The organism is Aliiglaciecola lipolytica (genome assembly GCF_018860635.1).
Classification (GTDB): Bacteria; Pseudomonadota; Gammaproteobacteria; order Enterobacterales; family Alteromonadaceae; genus Aliiglaciecola; species Aliiglaciecola lipolytica_A.
The window spans coordinates 1-19592 of sequence record NZ_JAHKPT010000008.1 but is presented as its reverse complement, the minus strand read 5'-3'; the positions used below and the strand labels follow the sequence as shown (position 1 = coordinate 19592).

19 protein-coding genes are annotated in these 19592 nt (G+C 40.6%); 17 read left to right on the top strand and 2 right to left on the bottom strand.

Annotated features, from left to right (window positions below):
- Positions 1-62: 62 nt before the first annotated feature.
- Positions 63-1232 carry a hydroxymethylglutaryl-CoA reductase gene (locus KO530_RS03755; protein WP_216047064.1) on the bottom strand — a complete coding sequence of 390 codons (1170 nt, stop codon included), beginning with the start codon at positions 1230-1232 and terminating at the stop codon, positions 63-65.
- Between the two features lie 1057 nt (positions 1233-2289).
- Between KO530_RS03755 and mnmG the strand changes: the two genes are divergently transcribed.
- The 15 genes from mnmG to KO530_RS03680 all read left to right on the top strand — a co-directional run bounded on the left by mnmG (position 2290) and on the right by KO530_RS03680 (position 15547).
- The gene (gene mnmG / locus KO530_RS03750; RefSeq protein ID WP_216047063.1) at positions 2290-4200 is read left to right on the top strand and encodes a tRNA uridine-5-carboxymethylaminomethyl(34) synthesis enzyme MnmG; all 1911 of its coding nucleotides are present in this window, start codon (positions 2290-2292) and stop codon (positions 4198-4200) included.
- Entirely contained in the window at positions 4200-4841 is a 642-nt protein-coding gene (gene rsmG, locus KO530_RS03745; RefSeq protein ID WP_216047062.1) for a 16S rRNA (guanine(527)-N(7))-methyltransferase RsmG, read from the top strand. The genes mnmG and rsmG overlap by 1 nt, the downstream gene beginning before the upstream one ends.
- Before the next feature lie 51 nt (positions 4842-4892).
- Entirely contained in the window at positions 4893-5678 is a 786-nt protein-coding gene (locus KO530_RS03740) for a ParA family protein (RefSeq protein WP_216047061.1), read from the top strand.
- Positions 5679-5699: 21 nt separating this feature from the next.
- Positions 5700-6563, top strand: coding sequence for a ParB/RepB/Spo0J family partition protein (locus tag KO530_RS03735; RefSeq protein WP_216047060.1), 864 nt, complete (start codon positions 5700-5702; stop codon positions 6561-6563).
- A gap of 582 nt (positions 6564-7145) precedes the next feature.
- Positions 7146-7541, top strand: coding sequence for an ATP synthase subunit I (locus KO530_RS03730; RefSeq protein WP_216047059.1), 396 nt, complete (start codon positions 7146-7148; stop codon positions 7539-7541).
- Between the two features lie 58 nt (positions 7542-7599).
- Positions 7600-8412: a F0F1 ATP synthase subunit A gene (atpB, locus tag KO530_RS03725; RefSeq protein WP_216047058.1), complete on the top strand. Its 813-nt coding sequence runs from the start codon at positions 7600-7602 to the stop codon at positions 8410-8412.
- A gap of 57 nt (positions 8413-8469) precedes the next feature.
- Positions 8470-8718, top strand: coding sequence for a F0F1 ATP synthase subunit C (atpE, locus tag KO530_RS03720; RefSeq protein ID WP_008842484.1), 249 nt, complete (start codon positions 8470-8472; stop codon positions 8716-8718).
- A gap of 39 nt (positions 8719-8757) precedes the next feature.
- Positions 8758-9228, top strand: coding sequence for a F0F1 ATP synthase subunit B (gene atpF, locus KO530_RS03715; protein WP_216047057.1), 471 nt, complete (start codon positions 8758-8760; stop codon positions 9226-9228).
- A gap of 14 nt (positions 9229-9242) precedes the next feature.
- The gene (gene atpH / locus KO530_RS03710) at positions 9243-9776 is read left to right on the top strand and encodes a F0F1 ATP synthase subunit delta (protein WP_216047056.1); all 534 of its coding nucleotides are present in this window, start codon (positions 9243-9245) and stop codon (positions 9774-9776) included.
- A 14-nt stretch (positions 9777-9790) separates the two neighbouring features.
- Complete coding sequence (gene atpA, locus KO530_RS03705) at positions 9791-11332, top strand: F0F1 ATP synthase subunit alpha (protein WP_216047055.1); 1542 nt, start codon at positions 9791-9793, stop codon at positions 11330-11332.
- 52 nt (positions 11333-11384) lie between these two features.
- Positions 11385-12245 (top strand): F0F1 ATP synthase subunit gamma, encoded by an 861-nt coding sequence (gene atpG, locus KO530_RS03700; RefSeq protein WP_216047054.1) that lies wholly within the window; start codon positions 11385-11387, stop codon positions 12243-12245.
- A 31-nt stretch (positions 12246-12276) separates the two neighbouring features.
- The gene (gene atpD, locus KO530_RS03695; protein WP_216047053.1) at positions 12277-13662 is read left to right on the top strand and encodes a F0F1 ATP synthase subunit beta; all 1386 of its coding nucleotides are present in this window, start codon (positions 12277-12279) and stop codon (positions 13660-13662) included.
- Between the two features lie 57 nt (positions 13663-13719).
- Positions 13720-14133 (top strand): F0F1 ATP synthase subunit epsilon, encoded by a 414-nt coding sequence (locus KO530_RS03690; RefSeq protein WP_216047052.1) that lies wholly within the window; start codon positions 13720-13722, stop codon positions 14131-14133.
- A 297-nt stretch (positions 14134-14430) separates the two neighbouring features.
- On the top strand, positions 14431-14949 hold the full coding sequence (locus KO530_RS03685; protein ID WP_216047051.1) for a PEP-CTERM sorting domain-containing protein: 519 nt from the start codon (positions 14431-14433) through the stop codon (positions 14947-14949).
- 169 nt (positions 14950-15118) lie between these two features.
- Positions 15119-15547 (top strand): CBS domain-containing protein, encoded by a 429-nt coding sequence (locus tag KO530_RS03680; RefSeq protein WP_216047050.1) that lies wholly within the window; start codon positions 15119-15121, stop codon positions 15545-15547.
- Here the strand turns inward: KO530_RS03680 and KO530_RS03675 are convergent.
- Positions 15539-16504, bottom strand: a complete 966-nt coding sequence (locus KO530_RS03675; RefSeq protein WP_216047049.1) for an integron integrase — start codon at positions 16502-16504, stop codon at positions 15539-15541. The genes KO530_RS03680 and KO530_RS03675 overlap by 9 nt on opposite strands.
- A 656-nt stretch (positions 16505-17160) precedes the next feature.
- On the opposite strand from KO530_RS03675, the gene KO530_RS03670 reads away from it, so the two are divergent.
- Positions 17161-17598 carry a GNAT family N-acetyltransferase gene (locus KO530_RS03670; protein ID WP_216047048.1) on the top strand — a complete coding sequence of 146 codons (438 nt, stop codon included), beginning with the start codon at positions 17161-17163 and terminating at the stop codon, positions 17596-17598.
- Positions 17599-18915: 1317 nt separating this feature from the next.
- Positions 18916-19164, top strand: coding sequence for a hypothetical protein (locus KO530_RS03665; protein ID WP_216047047.1), 249 nt, complete (start codon positions 18916-18918; stop codon positions 19162-19164).
- Positions 19165-19592: the final 428 nt, after the last annotated feature.

Sequence of the window (19592 nt, the reverse complement as noted above, 5' to 3'; positions counted from 1 at the left end):
GGGGATCCCTCAGGCTTTAGTCCCTGTGTTCATGGATAGAAGAATCCATGACTATTCAGATATTATGGGCGATTACGACCATATTGATCATGACTAGACACCCATTCGTCGGCCACGACAGCGGCGCCAAGGGATAACTCGCCACACAACACAGTTGCAGCGACTATTTCGGCAAATTTGTTAACTCCACCTTTACCATAACAATCCAACATTTCTAAACATTCACGTTGTGAGGCTAAGCCGGTCCCGCCACCATAAGTAGCCACAACTAACGAAGGTATAGTGACTGAAAAATAATAATTTCCCTCAGGGGTAATTTCGCTAAAAGTATAACCCGCTGATGATTCGGCAACATTTGCAACATCTTGTCCACACGCAATAAATAGCGCAGTTACCCCATTGGCAAAATGCGCTCCGTTACTCACACTGCCGGCCATAAACGCGCCCATATTTGAAAATTGTCGCTGTTTATATAACTCTTCAGGAGTGCAATGCATCAATGACTTCATTAATCCTGCTGGAATAACCGCCTCAGCCACTACCCGCTTACCTCGTGTGTGTAATGAATTAACAAAAGAATGCTTTTTATCCGTATCTAAATTCGCCGACAACGCAAAATGTTCAATACCATCAATGTTTTGTTCCAAAATCCACTGACATGCATGGCGTGTAGCTTTACTCACCATGTTCTGGCCAGCCGCGTCGCCACAAGTATAATTGAATCGCAACCAGCGCATTTTCGAAACCGCGTATTGCTCAATATCAGTTAATTTGCCTACTGAGGTGGTTTCTTCTGCTTTAGCTTTAATTAAAGGGAAATTGTCACTGACCCATTTGCCAAACGCGAGGGCTGCTCTTGCATCGCGAAATGAAAACAACGGTGCTCGTTGCATCGCATCATCTATTACCGTGGTTTTAATGCCACCAGCTTCATTGGTCAATCTCATCCCACGATTGTAACTGGCCACTAAGGTACCTTCGGTGGTCGCCATAGGTACGTAAAATTCACCTTTTGCGTCAATGCCATCCACCAACAGTGGACCCGCCAAGCCAATCGGAACTTGTGCAACACCTAAAAAATGTTCAATATTTCCTGGCAATGTTTCTGGTTCAATAGAAAAGTGACCGACATTTTCAAGGGATTTTCCGGTATGCTGTTTTACAAATTCTCTTCGGGTCTTAGCCATAGCATGGCTATAGTCAGCTAATTTATCGCGAGGTATTTTAGGCATAATTACTGGTTTTGTTATTCAAATGTTAAAATCAGTATCGGCTATTAGTTATCCAATAGACAAATTGTCACTATGTATGCACATAAATAATATTTTCGAATAGTTGTACCACTTTCAAACTTGTAGCAGCGGCTTTAGTCCCTGAAAATATAGATAAAAGATTGCATGGGATAAATCCCATGCTACAAACCCCAAACTACCTCAACTGTAATAGCGGCTTTAGTCCCTGAAAAAATAGATAAAAGATTCCATGGATAAATCCCATGCTACGAATCCCAAATTACCTCATCCTGTAGCAGGGACTTTAGTCCCTGAAAACTTAGATAAAATATTCCATGGGATAAATCCCATGCTACAAATCCAAAATAACCGCAACCTGTAACAGGGGCTTTAGTCCCAATAAAAAGATGAAGATTCTATGGAAAATAAGCCATATTCCACACCCTAAATTGGCCAAAAGTTTACTCGCTGAATCGGATCTATGGATTTGTTTACAACAAATGTTAGATAAAAACATGAAATAAATGAGATCAAACTAAATATATTTTAAATATTCCGATCTGATCTAGATTAAAAAAGATCTTTTTTTTAGCTTAAATCAGCCTTTTTACCCTGTGCATAACTTTATGTATAAACCTTGTATATCCTGAGGTTATCAACTGGATAGAAAAATAGAAGATCTTGCTTGTGGATAAGATCGCTGTTTATCCACATCTTATACGCATTTGATCAACTCTTGATCACAACTTCCGATCGTAAATAAATAACTGATTTAATTAATAAAAAAAGGCTTACTAACAGATCATTGCTTGCTTAATAATAATAAAAGTAAACTAAATAGATAAATAGATCATAAAGATTACAGACTAAGAGATCGGCTTAGATCCGACAAATAATTAAATCCACAAACCACAATATTTCTATCCTTGGAGGGATTTTAGGCATTTCCATTTAGATCAAAAAAGTATAAAATACGCGCCCTTTTTTAAACGATGATCGATCAATAGATCTTCACCGTTTAAAGTTCATACGCGAGTACGCGAAATTCGAGGCGTTTATGTTTTATCAACAAGAATTTGATGTGATTGTAGTCGGTGGAGGCCACGCAGGCACTGAAGCTGCGCTTGCTGCTGCGCGTATGGGCGTAAGAACACTCTTGCTAACCCACAATATCGAAACCCTAGGTCAAATGTCATGTAATCCAGCCATTGGTGGGATCGGCAAAGGTCACTTAGTCAAAGAGATCGATGCCCTTGGTGGTGCTATGGCACTAGCAACAGACAAAGCTGGAATACAATTTCGTACGCTAAATTCCAGCAAAGGACCTGCGGTTAGAGCAACTCGTGCTCAAGCAGATCGATCGTTATATCGACTTGCAATACGATCGATCATTGAGCATCAAGAAAATCTGACTATTTTCCAACAATCTTGTGATGATCTGATCGTTGAAAATGATCGTGTAACTGGTGTTGTTACGCAAATGGGCTTGAAATTTAAAGCTAAAACCGTGGTTTTAACGGTAGGCACATTTTTAGGTGGAACAATCCACATTGGAATGCAAAATTACAAAGGTGGGAGAGCTGGCGATCCCCCTTCGATCGCATTGGCAGAACGTTTGCGAGCTTTACCATTTAGAGTTGATCGTTTAAAAACAGGCACTCCGGCACGTCTAGATTCTCGCACTTTGAATTATGATGCGATGCAAGAACAACCTGGAGATACACCGTTACCCGTCGTATCTTTTATGGGAAAAGTAGAAGATCACCCACAACAAATTTCCTGTTATATCACCCATACCAACGAAAAAACCCACGAAATTATTCGTGGTGGTTTAGATCGTTCGCCCATGTATACCGGTGTGATCGAAGGTATAGGTCCAAGATATTGTCCTTCAATTGAAGATAAGATAAATCGCTTTGCAGATAAAAATTCCCATCAAATTTTTGTTGAGCCTGAGGGCTTAAATAGTATTGAGATCTATCCAAATGGGATCTCTACTAGTTTACCATTTGATGTGCAGTTTGATCTGGTTCGATCAATTAAAGGATTTGAAAACGCGCATATCATTCGCCCTGGTTATGCCATCGAATATGATTTCTTCGATCCTAGAGATTTAAAACAATCTTTAGAAACTAAATTTATACAGGGTCTGTTTTTTGCGGGTCAAATCAATGGTACCACTGGTTATGAAGAAGCCGGAGCGCAAGGATTACTTGCCGGGGCCAATGCAGCCTTACAGGTTCAAGAGAAAGAGCCATTGATTTTACGTCGGGATGAAGCTTATGCCGGCGTGCTTATTGATGATCTTGCTACCATGGGCACCAAAGAACCTTACCGAATGTTTACTAGTCGTGCCGAATATAGATTGTTGTTAAGAGAAGACAATGCCGATGTTCGTTTGACTGCAAAAGGCCGTGAAGTCGGATTAGTTGATGATGTTCGTTGGGCTGCGTTTAATCAAAAAATGGAAGCTATTGAATTAGAGAAACAACGTCTTAAAAGCACTTGGATTCATCCAAAACATCCAGCTGCTGAAACCTTGAATCCATTATTGAAAAATCCGGTTAGTCGTGAACATTCGTTAGAAGATTTAATTCGTCGTCCTGAAATGACCTATCAAAAATTGATGAAAATTGAAGGTCTTGGTCCTGCATTAGACAATGCTCAAGCGGCTGAACAGGTTGAAATTCAGATTAAATATGCTGGTTATATTGAACGCCAAAAAGATGAAATTGCTAAGAGTTTGCGTCATGAAAACACCTTGCTTCCAATGGATTTCGATTACAGTACCATTTCTGGTTTATCCAATGAAGTTGTGGCTAAGCTAACTGAGACTCGGCCTGAAACTATTGGTAAAGCTACGCGCATATCCGGTATTACACCGGCAGCTATATCATTGTTATTAGTACATTTGAAAAAGCAGGGCTTGTTGCGTAAAGACAATAACACCAACTTGCAAAGCGCATAATGGGCGAACTTAAAGAAAGTTTACTGCTGGCTTTTGAGCGAGCAGTAAAACCATTGCCACTGGAAATCAGTACACAACAGCGCGAAAAGCTTATTGATTTTGTGTTGCTGATGAATAAGTGGAACAAAGCCTACAATTTGACCTCGGTGCGCGATCCACAGCAGATGTTGATCAAACACATTGTCGATTCGATTGTAGTAGCGCCCCATTTAAATCGAAATCACTATATCGATGTTGGTACAGGACCTGGCCTTCCCGGAATTCCTTTATCGATCATGCATCCTGATAAACATTTTGTTTTATTAGATAGTTTAGGTAAACGTGTTCGCTTTATGAAACAAGCGGCATTTGAATTAGGTTTGAAAAATATTGAGCCGGTTCAATCTCGTGTAGAGCAGTATTCTAGTGACACACAAATAGATGGCGTATTGAGTCGCGCATTTGCGTCGATAAAAGATATGTTGCACTGGTGCCAACATCTGGTAGATTCACAAGGTGAATTTCTTGCGTTAAAAGGTCAATATCCTGAACAAGAAATAGCGCTTCTACCTGAGGGTTTTGAAGTGTTAGAATCTATTAAATTAGATATTCCAGTACTCGAAGGCGAACGTCATCTGATTAAAATCAGAAAAGTTAGTTAGTGCCTACTACTTTATTCAATACCTAAATTTAAAGAAAAACGGACGGGAAAGTTGGCTAAGGTCATAGCAATAGCAAATCAGAAAGGTGGTGTTGGAAAAACGACTACAGCAGTTAATGTTGCAGCGTCAATGGCGGCTACTAAACGAAAAGTGCTATTGATCGATTTAGATCCACAAGGCAATGCGACCATGGGAAGTGGTGTCGACAAATATGAAGTTGACTCTACTTGTTATGAGCTGTTGATTGAAGATAAGCCTGCAACTGAAGTGATCATCACAGAAACATCAGGTAAATACGATTTAATTGCCGGTAACAGTGACGTGACAGCGGCAGAAATAAAACTGATGGAAGTCTTTGCCAGAGAACTTCGCCTACGCAATGCGTTAGCTCCTGTGCGTGACTACTACGATTATATTTTTATTGATTGCCCACCCTCTTTGAGTCAATTAACCGTAAATGCCATGGCGGCCGCCGATTCTGTGCTGGTACCTATGCAATGTGAATATTACGCATTGGAAGGGTTAACCGCGCTAATGGATACGATTAAAAAGTTAGCATCTGTGGTAAATCCAGATTTAAAAATTGAGGGTGTGCTTCGAACTATGTATGATCCTCGAAATCGTCTGGCCAATGATGTGTCAGAACAACTTAAACGACATTTTGGCGAGCAAGTTTACCGCACCGTTATTCCCCGCAATGTAAGATTGGCTGAAGCACCCAGTTTTGGAGCGCCAGCAATGTATTACGATAAATCTTCTACGGGAGCCAAAGCCTATTTGGCTTTGGCCGGTGAAATATTGCGTCGTCGTAATAAGATTCTAAAAGAAGCTAGTTAAGAAAAAAGGTTAATAGTTGACATGTCGACGAAAAAAAGAGGATTAGGCAGAGGATTGGACGCACTATTGGCCACCAGTAGTGCTAAACAAGAATCAGATATTTCTGAACGCAGCAGCGAGTTGCAAAAACTTCCTATTGAGTTCTTACAAGCTGGAAAATATCAACCTCGTAAAGATATGTCTCCTGAAGCATTAGATGATTTGGCTTCGTCAATTCGTTCTCAAGGTATTATTCAACCCATTGTTGTTCGCAAAATTGGCGACGATAAATTTGAAATTATTGCCGGTGAACGTCGTTGGCGAGCATCCCAACTAGCTAAGCTTGATGTTGTTCCTTGTATTATTAAAAACGTGCCTGATGAAGCGGCGGTTGCTATAGCGTTGATAGAAAATATACAACGCGAAGACTTAAATGCGATGGAAGAAGCTCAAGCATTAGACCGACTAATGACTGAATTCGAATTGACCCATCAAGAAGTGGCTGAAGCTGTTGGAAAATCTAGAACTACAGTAACCAACCTATTACGTCTGAATAATTTGAATGAAGATGTGAAATTATTATTAGAGCATGGTGATATTGAAATGGGCCATGCCCGTGCTTTACTTGCTTTACAAGGTGAGATGCAGACCGAAGCGGCACAAACCGTGTCGGGCAAAGGGTTAACCGTTCGTGATACCGAAACCTTAGTACGTAAATTTCTTGAGCCACCAAAAGAAAAGGTTGAGCAAAAAGTCGATCCCGATGTTCAGCGCCTACAAAATCAATTATCAGAAAATTTAGGTGCGCCCGTCAGCATTGCACATAATGCGCGAGGCAAAGGAAAAGTCACAATTAATTTCTCAAGCTTGGATGAATTGGACGGAATTTTAAGTCACATAAAGTAAACCTTTGGTTTGATGGCATGTGCGGGGCTAACGCACCCGCCTACAGATTGAACAGCGAAAGATTTTAGGATGGGATTCATCCCATTTTGAATATGATTATTTTTGCGGGGCTAAAGCACCCGCCTACAGATTGAATAGCGAAAGATTGTAGGATGGGATTTATCCCATTTGAATATGATTATTTTTGCGGGGCTAAAGCACCCATCTACAGATTGAATAGCGAAAGATTGTAGGATGGGATTTATCCCATTTTGAATATGATGATTTTTACGGGGCTAAAGCACCCATCTATAGTGTTGCAAAAACGTGTATTTGCCCTTTTGGTATTTTTCCACGGTAATTAAAAAAACACGAACATAAAATGCAACCCTGGCAGTATATAAAGTGCCTTAGTTTTCCTACCAAAGTGTTATATGAAATGCGAAAAAGCTGGGTAAAATCTACTTCCCAGCGGCTAATTTTGTTCTTAAGTATGTATTAATACAAATTACACAACAAAACGCGCTTAATGGTTGAATATTTGCGATAAAACAGTATACTTTTGGCGCTTTTTGTTGAGGTTTAAACGCGCAGAGGGATAAATTGGCTACTAGCTTAACTACCGAAGGTCGACAGTTGGCTAGAAAAGTACTGTTTTTTCAAAGTATTATCGCCATTGTATGTTCTATTTTTTTTGCGATTTTTAAGGGCCAAAACAGCGGAATTTCAGCTTTGTACGGTGGTATTACCTGTTTAATTCCAGCTTTTGTTTTTGCTTACTATGCGTTTAGATATGCCGGTGCCACTCAAAATAAATTGGTAGTACGGAGTTTTAGCAAAGGCAGTAAAGTTAAATTCTTTTTGACCATAATTTTATTCTCCCTAGCATTCAAATGGTCAGAGGTAGAGTTTTTACCGTTATTAGTCACTTATCTGATAACGATGATGGCCCAATGGCCAATAATTAGTTTTTTACATCGCGTTAAAGCTACCTCTTAAAGGTAAATAACGAGATGAAATACCAGTATCTTTAACTTTATACAATTTGGATGGAAAAATGGCAGGATCGGGTGGCGAACAAACCATTAGCGGTTATATTCAGCACCATTTGACCAATGCAACTGTCGGAGAAGGGTTTATGACTCTTCATGTCGACACGCTCGCATGGTCTGTGGTTCTTGGATTAGTGTTTATTTTAAGTTTTCGTGCAGCAGCAAAAAAAGCAACAGTTGGTGTTCCTGGTAAGTGGCAGGCACTGGTTGAAATTATTGTTGAATTTGTTGCTGATACAGTCAAAAGTACCTATCACGGTAAAAGTCCTCTTATAGCGCCATTAGCACTCACGATCTTTGTGTGGGTACTGCTAATGAACTTGATGGATTTGATCCCGGTAGACTTCTTACCTACATTGGCAGCTCTAATTGCTGGCGAGTCTATGGACGTTATCGCTGCTGGCCAATCACATACATATATGAAAGTGGTGCCTACCACAGACGTAAACATGACCTTCGCATTATCGATAGGCGTGTTTGTTTTGATGATATTTTATTCCATCAAAATCAAAGGATTCGGCGGCTTTATGAAGGAGCTGTATGCTCATCCGTTTAACACGCCGTGGTTGTACTGGTTCAACTTTATACTTGAATTAGTATCGTTACTGGCCAAACCCTTGTCTTTATCATTGCGTTTGTTCGGTAACCTCTACGCAGGTGAGCTGATATTTATTCTGATTGCGGGCACTATGGGGCTATGGCAATTGCCGTTGCACTTCATATGGGCTGCTTTCCACTTGTTGGTCATTCCGTTGCAAGCGTTCATATTCATGATGTTAACCATCGTATATTTGAGTCTGGCAAGTGAAGAACACTAATTTCTAACATTATAATTTTTTTTTAAACTTTAACTTAAAACACAAAGGTGAAAATCTATGGAAATCTTGGGTAATCTATATATCGCTGTTGGTATTTTGATTGGTCTGTGCGCACTAGGGCCTGCTATTGGCTTTGGTATCTTGGGTGGTAAATTTCTTGAGTCTGCTGCTCGTCAACCAGAGCTAGCACCTACTCTACAAGTAAAAATGTTCATCGTAGCGGGTCTTATCGATGCTATCGCGATGATTGGTGTGGCTATCGCACTATTCTTGTTGTTTGTTGAAAGCGCGAAGTTTGCTGTTTAAGCACAACAATTGTAATCAACGAACTTAGGAGGAGCGGACTTGAATATCAATTTCACTCTATTTGGCGAATTAATAGCATTTATATTCTTCGTGTGGTTCTGCATGAAGTATGTATGGCCCCCTATTATGGGCGCTATTGAAGACCGCCAACAAAAAATTGCTGATGGCTTAGCGGCTTCAGAACGAGGTGAAAAAGACCTTGAACTGGCGCAACAAAAAGCGACTGAGCAATTAAAAGAAGCGAAATCACAAGCAGCTGAAATTATCGAACAAGCCAAAAAGCGTGCAAATCAGATTGTTGATGAAGAAACGCAGAAAGGCCATTCCGAGCGTGAAAAAATTATCGCTCAGGGACATACCGAAATTGAAGCAGAGCGTAACCGTGTGAAAGAAGATCTTCGTAAGCAAGTTGCAGTATTAGCTGTTGCTGGCGCTGAGAAAATCTTGGCGAGAGAAATCGACGCCGCTGCACAAAGTGACATAGTTGAAAAACTTGTCGCAGAGCTATAAGGGGCACATGAGCTATGTCTGAATTGACAACTGTTGCTCGCCCTTATGCTAAAGCAGCTTTCGACTATGCGGTTGAGAAGCAAGCTGTAACACACTGGCAAGATATGCTGATGTTTGCAGGCGAAGTAGCAGATAACGAGCAGATGGAAGACATCTTAACGAGTGCTATGGCTGCTGAAAAATTGGCTGAATTGTTTAACAGTGTATGCGGTGAACAACTCGACGAAGCTGGTCAGAACCTAATTGGTGTTTTGGCTGAGAATGGACGCTTAAAAGCGCTACCTGATATTGCATTGTTGTTTAATCAATACAAAGCTGAATTCGATAAAGAAATTGATGTAGAGGTTACCTCTGCTGTTGAATTAAGTGAAAAACAACTATCTGAAATCAGCGCGTCTCTTGAGACACGTCTTGCACGAAAAGTTAAGCTGAATTGTAACGTCGATGCTGCCATTGTTGCCGGAGTCATTATAAAAGCCGGTGACACAGTAATTGATGGTTCGGTTAGATCAAAACTACACCGTCTATCAGACGTTTTACAATCATAGCGGGGAAATAGAGCATGCAACTGAATTCCACTGAAATTGCAGAACTGATCAAAAAACGAATTGAACAGTTTGATGTAAAAAGTGAAGCTCGTAACGAAGGTACTATTGTTGGTGTTACTGACGGTATCATTCGTGTCCATGGCCTTGCCGATGTAATGCAAGGTGAAATGATTGAGCTTCCTGGTAATCGTTATGCTATCGCATTGAACCTTGAACGAGATTCTGTAGGTGCGGTAGTAATGGGTCCTTATGCGGATCTACGTGAAGGTATGAAAGTCCAATCTACAGGTCGTATTTTGGAAGTTCCTGTTGGCCGTGCCCTTCTAGGTCGCGTAGTTAACACTTTGGGTGAGCCTATTGATGGTAAAGGCGCAATTGATGCTGAAGGTTTCGAACCTGTAGAGAAAATTGCACCTGGCGTAATCGAACGTCAATCAGTAGACCAACCAATCCAAACAGGTTATAAGTCGGTTGATGCCATGATCCCAGTAGGTCGTGGACAACGTGAATTGGTTATCGGTGACCGTCAAACAGGTAAAACTGCTTTGGCAATCGACGCCATCATCAACCAAAAAGGTACAGGCGTAAGTTGTGTATACGTAGCGGTTGGCCAAAAGGCTTCAACTATTGCTAACGTAGTACGTAAACTTGAAGAGCACGGCGCAATGGATCATACCATTGTAGTTGCCGCTTCTGCGTCTGAGTCTGCAGCACTTCAATACTTAGCACCATACTCTGGTTGTACAATGGGTGAGTTTTTCCGTGACCGCGGTGAAGACGCACTAATCGTATACGATGATTTGTCTAAGCAAGCTGTAGCCTATCGTCAAATTTCATTGCTACTTCGTCGTCCTCCAGGTCGTGAAGCTTATCCTGGTGATGTTTTCTATCTTCACTCTCGTCTTCTTGAGCGTGCTGCTCGTGTAAACGAAGTTTATGTAGAAAAATTCACTAATGGTGAAGTAAAAGGCCAAACTGGTTCATTGACTGCATTGCCAATCATTGAAACTCAGGCAGGTGACGTATCAGCATTCGTACCAACTAACGTAATATCAATTACTGATGGTCAGATTTTCTTAGAATCTGATTTGTTTAACGCGGGTATTCGCCCAGCTGTTAACGCCGGTATTTCGGTATCTCGTGTAGGTGGTGCAGCGCAAACTAAAATCATCAAGAAACTAGGTGGCGGTATTCGTCTAGCTTTGGCTCAGTACCGTGAATTGGCTGCTTTCTCGCAATTCGCATCTGACCTTGATGAAGCAACTCGTGAACAACTTGAGCACGGTGAGCGCGTTACTGAATTAATGAAGCAGAACCAATATGCACCACTTGCAGTGGGTGACATGGGTGTGTCTTTGTTTGCAGTAGAAAAAGGCTTTTTGAAAGGCATTGAATTGAATAAAGTGTTGGATTTTGAAGCATCACTACATTCATTCATGAACGCTGAATATGCTGAGCTTATGAAAACACTTAACGACACCGGCAATTACAACGGTGACATTGAAGCCCAGTTGACTGAAGCTTTGGAAAAATTCAAAGCGACACAAACTTGGTAATCAATTGGGTAGCTTAACCGCTACCCTAACGTTGAGAAATCGGAGATAAGTCATGGCCAGCGGTAAAGAGATAAAAGGTAAGATCGGGAGTATCAAAAATACTCAAAAGATCACCAGTGCTATGGAAATGGTTGCCGCGTCTAAAATGAAAAAGGCGCAAGACCGTATGGAATCCAGCCGTCCATATGCCGAAAGCATGCGAAAAGTGATTGGTCACGTGGCCCACGGTAACCTTGAATATCGCCATCCTTATTTGGATGAGCGCGAGGTGAAACGTGTTGGTTATATTGTGATTTCAACTGACCGTGGTTTGTGTGGTGGTTTGAACTCAAATGAGTTCAAAAAAGTAAGCATCGACGTCAAAAAATGGCAAGACCAAGACGTTGAAGTAAGCTTCGCTGCATTGGGCGCAAAAGCATGTGGTTTTTTCGGCCGATTCGGAGGCAAGGTACTTGCTGCTGAATCTGGCATAGGTGATTCGCCAAGTGTTCAAGATATCATTGGTTTAGTGCGCGTTATGTTAACTGCGTACAACGAAGGAGAAATAGACCGTCTGTTTTTGGTCTATAACGACTTTGTAAATACCATGACACAAGAACCCAGAATCGATCAATTGTTACCTTTGCCTAAGTCTGATGAAGAAGAATTAAAGCATCGTTGGGACTACATATACGAACCAGATCCAAAACCAATTTTGGAAAAGTTAATGGTCCGTTATATCGAATCTCAGGTGTACCAAGGCGTAGTAGAGAACTCTGCGTCAGAGCAAGCCGCGCGAATGGTAGCGATGAAAGCCGCTACTGATAATGCCGGCGATCTAATCGATGATTTGCAATTGGTATACAACAAAGCACGTCAAGCAGCTATCACTCAAGAAATTAGTGAAATAGTTAGCGGCGCGGCAGCGGTGTAGGCAAAGGTTTAAAAATTAATGAGGACTAAACATGAGTCAAGGTAAGGTCGTCCAAATCATTGGTGCGGTTGTGGATATTGAATTTCCACAAGATGCCGTTCCAACTATCTATGACGCACTGATTGTTACCGAAGGTAACTTGAAGGGATTAACCTTAGAAGTGCAACAGCAACTTGGTGGCGGAGTAGTACGTAGTATCGCACTAGGAACCACTGACGGCTTGAGCCGTGGGTTAGCTGTAGAAAACACAGGTGCACCTATTACAGTTCCAGTTGGTACCAAAACATTGGGCCGTATCATGGACGTACTAGGTAACCCTATCGACGAAGCGGGCCCAATTGGTGAAGAAGAGCGTATGTCTATTCACCGTGCAGCGCCTAGCTACGAAGAACAATCTAGTTCTGTTGAACTACTAGAAACTGGTATCAAAGTAATCGACTTGGTTTGCCCATTCGCGAAAGGTGGTAAAGTTGGTTTGTTTGGTGGTGCTGGTGTTGGTAAAACAGTAAACATGATGGAATTGATTCGTAACATCGCAATCGAGCACAGTGGATACTCAGTATTCGCCGGTGTTGGTGAGCGTACTCGTGAAGGTAACGATTTCTATCACGAAATGAACGAATCTAACGTACTAGACAAAGTATCATTGGTTTACGGTCAAATGAATGAGCCTCCTGGAAACCGTTTGCGCGTTGCGTTAACTGGTTTGACAATGGCTGAGAAATTCCGTGACGAAGGCCGTGATGTATTGTTCTTCGTAGATAACATCTATCGTTATACCCTAGCTGGTACAGAAGTATCTGCACTACTAGGTCGTATGCCGTCAGCAGTAGGTTATCAGCCTACATTGGCTGAAGAAATGGGTGTACTACAAGAGCGTATCGCATCAACTAAGACTGGTTCAATCACTTCAATCCAAGCGGTATACGTACCTGCGGATGATTTGACTGACCCTAGCCCAGCAACAACCTTTGCTCACTTAGATGCAACAGTTGTATTGTCTCGTGACATCGCATCTTTGGGTATTTACCCAGCGGTTGATCCACTAGATTCTACGTCTCGTCAGCTTGACCCTCAAGTTATTGGTCAAGAGCACTACGACACAGCACGTGGCGTTCAGTCGGTTCTTCAGCGTTATAAAGAACTAAAAGATATCATTGCGATTCTAGGTATGGATGAATTGTCTGAAGAAGACAAACTATCTGTATCTCGTGCTCGTAAGATCCAGCGTTTCTTGTCACAGCCATTCTTCGTTGCTGAAGTATTTACCGGTTCTCCTGGTAAATATGTATCGCTAAAAGATACTATCAGTGGCTTTAAAGGGATTCTTGCAGGTGAGTATGATCACTTACCAGAGCAAGCTTTCTATATGGTTGGCTCAATTGACGAAGCCGCTGAAAAAGCCAAAGGCAAATAAGACGCAATTATTGCGTCTTTTTCCTTAGTTTTTTCTTAAACCTAATTAGGAGGTCCCATGGCAATGACAGTACATCTGGATGTGGTAAGCGCCGAAGACAAGATTTTTTCTGGTCTGGTAGAAACTATTCAGATTACCGGTAGTGAAGGTGAGCTAGGAATACATCCTGGTCACGCGCCTTTAATTACCGCGTTAAATCCTGGCATGGTTCGTTTGGTTAAACAGTTTGGTGAAGAAGAAGTCATCTACATTGCTGGTGGATTGTTAGAAGTTCAACCTGGCACTGTTACTGTTTTGGCTGATACAGCTGTTCGCGCAGAAGACTTAGATGAACAATCTGCTTTAGAAGCAAAACGTTCAGCTGAAGAACATATCGCAAACGCTGGAGCTGACTTCGATTACGCTGAAGCAGCTGCTCAATTAGCAGAAGCTATAGCGCAAATACGTTTGATACAAAAACTGCGTAAATAACCAGAATTTAGTTATCCATAAAAACCCAGCCAAGTGCTGGGTTTTTTTATTGCTTGTACATGTTAGTAGGCAGCGAATCGAACTTACAATGATGATCCTGTAACCTTTAACATCATTACACTATCTGAAATTTCCCCAAAAACACCTTCAATCCGTCAACTATTTTTACAGTTACATTTCTGGTCTTTTCTAAATAACTGAAATATAGCTATTTTAATCATGGTGTAATATATGCTTATTATTTGTACAGTGACGTTTGATCAGCGTACTATTACGCTAAACAACTTTGGAATATTTATGAAAAAACTAAAACTATTTTCTCTGGCTATTTTCTTGTTCACGGTCACTAACCTTGCAAATGCAGCTTTAATCAAATTTAACGCAACTGGTGTAGCTGGGGTGTCTGGTTTTGTAGAATTCGATGACAGTTTGTTTAGTGGAACTAGTGGTCAAATTCTTTCCAATTCCATTGTCACTGATCTGAGCTTAGATGTGTTTGGCGAGTTATTTTCATTGGCAGACGTGGCATTAACAGCTAGCACCATTTTTGATTCAACCGGTCCTACTCCTGTCATAATTAATGGTTCTGGGAACCTAGCAGACAACGGCGTGACAGCAATAGCCTTTTTCCCTGATGGTTTTTCTGGTACCACGTTTGACGGTGACGCATCACTGTCCACTGGGCCAACTGGAAGCTTAGCTGATACAGATTTCTTTGCGGTAAAATGGGAAGTGGCTACAGAGGTACCTGAACCAAGTGCATTGCTGTTGTTAAGCGCAGGACTACTTCTGTTTGGTAGAAGAAAAACTAAATAAAAAGTACCTGTTGTAACATTAGACAAAACCCAGCATCTGGCTGGGTTTTTTATACTAAAAAATCAGGTAATTTGAGATGCAATTCAATAGCAATTAGTTCTGGTTTCAAAAGTGAATTCTGGTTTATAGTTAATCCATATAAATCAGCGTAAGGACGTTGTTCTTTGATATGAAAATCAAAACTATCATGACCACAGATATAGTTTGTGTACAAATGGACAGCACCTTATCTGAGGTAAAAAGATTATTTGAAAATCACCGCTTTCATCATTTGCTTGTTGTTGAGAATACCAAGCTAGTGGGCATTCTCTCCGATAGAGATTACTTAAAAGCAATTAGCCCGAATATTGATACAGCTGTTGAATCGCTAAAAGATGTAGCTAGTTTAAACAAGCGGGTGCACCAAATAATGAGTCGAGACTTAGTCACCCTACCCCCCACCAGCGGACTTTTCAAAGCCATTCAAATGTTTAATTCACATCGAGTTTCTTGTATCCCCGTTATAAATGTAAATTTTCAACCGGTGGGTATTCTAAGCTGGCGAGATATCTTTAAGTTTGTAGAGACAAAACAGTTAGAAAAATACCTTTCAAAATAGATTAGATAACGGGCTAATGACAGAGTTTCCACCTCGTTGCAAAATATGTGTATATATTTGCGTGGTGCGAAGATCAGCATGGCCCAGTTGATCTTGAACCGTACGAATATCGGCCCCTGATTGCAGCAGATGAGTTGCGAAGGTATGACGTAGGGTGTGGGGAGTTACATGCTTAGTTATCTGCGCAGTATTACTTGCCGTCCGTATTGCTTTTTGTAGGCCTGTCTCATCGATATGATGACGCCGTAATCTTTTAGTTTCCGGATCGATAGATAACCTTTTTGACGGAAACAGATACTGCCAACCCAGTTCTCTACTTGCAGACTTAAACTTCACTCGTAGTCTATTGGGTAACCACACCCCTGAAAAATCAGGATTAGCATTATCAGCGTCCAAATACTGCTCCACCGAAATGATTTGTTTGTGTAGATCAGATAATAAACTGTCAGCAAGGGTCACTACCCTATGTTTACCGCCTTTACTGTTCCAAATGCGCACAGATTTATAGTCAAAATCAATATCTTTAACCCGTAAACGAATACATTCCATGAGCCGCAACCCACTGCCATATAAAAGCGAAGCAGGCAATTTATAATTGGCATTGATACAATTAAGTAAACTACGTATTTCAGGCTGCGTTAGCACAACAGGTAGTTTCTGCTGTCGAGTGCTACGCACATATTTCAGCTTCAACGACAAAGGTTTCTCAATAATTTCCTCATACAAAAAAGACAATGCATTCAACGCAATTTTTTGGGTCGATACGGCAACGTCTAATTCCAATACCAAATGGGATAAAAACTGCTCTACCTCCACATTATGTAACTGCGCAGGATGACGCTTTTTATGAAAAATAATGTAACTCCCTATCCAAGTTAAGTAGGTTTGAATAGTTCGTTTTGCATAATGGCGCTGATACATTTCATCTTTAAGCATTTCCAAAAATGGTGATTTCATATCCTTTACGTTCCTTGTAAAAGCACTGTATAAACAACCAGAATAGACAACTCTTCCGCATAACAGCAAGAAAGTGGCAAAAAACTGTACTTTTACAAGAGAACCCCTACCCTAAAGAGCATATTTTTAACCTGTACAGGCACTTGCAAATTATGTTAAAAAAGAACAACGTGAAAACAAGGATTTATTCCGTGTGATAATCGGGATTTTTTCTAACTAAGAATATTGTTATGAGGTTAAAGAGAATTAATGTTGTGGCAGTCTAAACCTGCTCTCTACTGGTTATTTTTATTGATGTTTAGCTACCGTAATTCGTTCGTTTTTAAAATGTAGTTGTTTATTATTTTTTAAGTTATTCAACGTATACATCACTCTTAATTTTGTTACTTTATTAACTTATATTGTTGTTTAAATCGTGTGGTACAGCTTGCGGCTACATTTTGTTAAATAATCGGCGTGTCATCTTTCAAAATCATTGAAATCAACATTCCGGTTGTTTTTAAAAAACAAATAGGGTGTTATTAAATGTATAAACTTTTTGGGGTTGTCATATTGTCACCTCATAACAAACAAAAGCACCGGAAAAGCACTCGCTGGGCTTCGCCCAAATACGCTCTCGCTTTCCGCTGTTTTGGAAGTTAGAGTTCAGGAGAAACATGAAAATTTCATTGGAAGAAATAAACAAGTCAAACTATGAAGCTGTTTGTGATTTGGATGTCACCAAAGAACAAGAGGAATATGTCGCCTGCAATATGTGGTCGCTTGTAGAGGCTCATTACAACTCAGGGCATACTTGCAAAGCTATTTATGAAAACGGTCAGCCTGTTGGCTTTTTTATGTGGGTCTTAGAAACACCTTCAAGAGTTTCAATCTGGCGCTTCATGATAGACCAAAATCATCAGAAAAAGGGCATTGGAAGGGAAGCTTTAAAGATAGCGTTAGAAGCAATTGCGGCGATTCCAGCAATCAAAGAAATCGAGATTTGTTACAACCCAAAAAACCCAGTAGCTAAAGACTTTTATTCTAGCTTTGGTTTCAAAGAGGTTGGTATGGACGAGGATGGCGAAGACATGATCGCTCTTATCAAGCTCTGAACTCTAACAAACGCATCAACTCAGTCGCTGGCGCTCCTTGGGACAAAAACACGTAGGCTCCCTGCGCTTCACTTGGTATTGTAGCCTACGTATTTTTGCCCGTTATGCGGGTGTTATAGCGCTTTTTCCCTCTCTATTTTAGGTCAATTCAAAGTAGCTTTTCAACATCCCTCTTCGACCAAGCCAGCTCACCTTTTAGCAATCGTTCTAGGTCGATGACCACTTGTCGCTCTTCTCACCGGTCACGTCACTTTTATCAACATCAGTTCAATGTAACAGTCAAAAAGCAGTTGTTGTTTTGTTCTAGGTTGGTTTAGTCTTAGGGTAATAATTTTAATCGTGTTGTTGTGCAAACAGTTGGTGGCGGCATAGCCGCGTTAGTCCAAAGGGTTGCGCAATAACAAGCAAAGGCATCGGAAAATACTCGCTGGCTGCGCCAAAAGCGCTCGCATTTCCGTTGCTTTGGACGTTATGAGGTAAAAGACTTAAATTTTGTAGTCGTCTAAACTGATAACGGACGGGTTAGTTTTTTTGTTGTTTAGGCTGTGCAATTCTTTCTTTATTCAACAAAGCCAATTGCAATTTTTAGGTTAAACAAAACTACCGTTACGGCAAGTTTAATCGCTTTAATATCAATGCTTGGTGTTTAGAACGTGTGGTACAGCTTGCGGCCACATTTTGTTAAATAAGCGGCGTGTATTATTTCAAAATTACGCCTATAAACATTGCAGTTGTTTTTAAAAGGCAAATAGGGTTTATTACATCCATAAACTTTTTAAGGTAAGTATGTTGTCGACACCTCATAACAAACAAAAGCACCGGAAAATCACTCGCTGGGCTTCGCCCAAATGCGCTCGCGTTTTCCGCTGTTTCGAACGTTATGAGGTTAAAGAGAATTAATGTTGTGGCAGTCTAAACCTGCTCTCAACTGGTTATTTTTATTGATGTTTAGCTACCGTAATTCGTTCGTTTTTAAAATGTAGTTGTTTAATATTTTTTAAGTTATTCAACGTATACATCACTCTTAATTTTGTTACTTTATTAACTTATGTTGTTGTTTAAATCGTGTGGTACAGCTTGCGGCTACATTTTGTTAAACAAGCGGCGTGTCATCTTTCAAAATCATTGAAATCAACATTCCGGTTGTTTTTAAAAAACAAATAGGGTGTTATTAAATGTATAAACTTTTTGGGGTTGTCATATTGTCACCTCATAACAAACAAAAGCACCGGAAAAGCACTCGCTGGGCTTCGCCCAAATACGCTCTCGCTTTCCGCTGTTTTGGAAGTTATGTGTCACTAGGAGCAACTTTCAATAATGTCTAAAGTCAGAGCGTTGTTAATTATTGGAGTATTACTCTTTATTGAAGGGTATTTCTATTTTATCCGAGGAGTATTGCCAGTCTCAATGTTTTCAGAACATATTGACGGCGAGGTCGTGTACATGAAAGTAGCTGCTGAGGATGGATTTAACTCTAATTTTTTATTTTACGGCCTTGGTATTGTTTTTGTCGTTTTAGCGGTATTTTTATCAAATAGATTAAAGCGAACAAAACGTGACATATAACAAACCAAGTCATTGGAAAACCACTCACTGGCTGCGCCAAAACGTTCGCGTTTTCCGCTGCTTGGGACGTTAGAAGGCGCTAGTTAAAGGTGCATAGTTGTTTTGAAATCGCGTGAAATACCAACATCATTTCTTTTTTCTTCTAGGTGGTTTTTAAAACAATAAACCATTTGGCAGTAAAGGTTGTTTGAACTGTTTAGTTGTTTCAGGCTATCTTTAAATAAGGAAAGGACACAGGTTATTATCTGGTGGTTGTATAAGGTAATAGTGTTATTCAACAGACAAAGGATGTTTACAGCATGTTTATTGCGCCGTCTAACAAAGCAAATCAAGTACGCTCCTTCGTCGCCGGACGCAAACTCGCTGGCTGGGGCTCATTCTTCGCCAAGTTTAGCCAGCAAGCCTGCGCCGCTTATTTGAAACGTTAG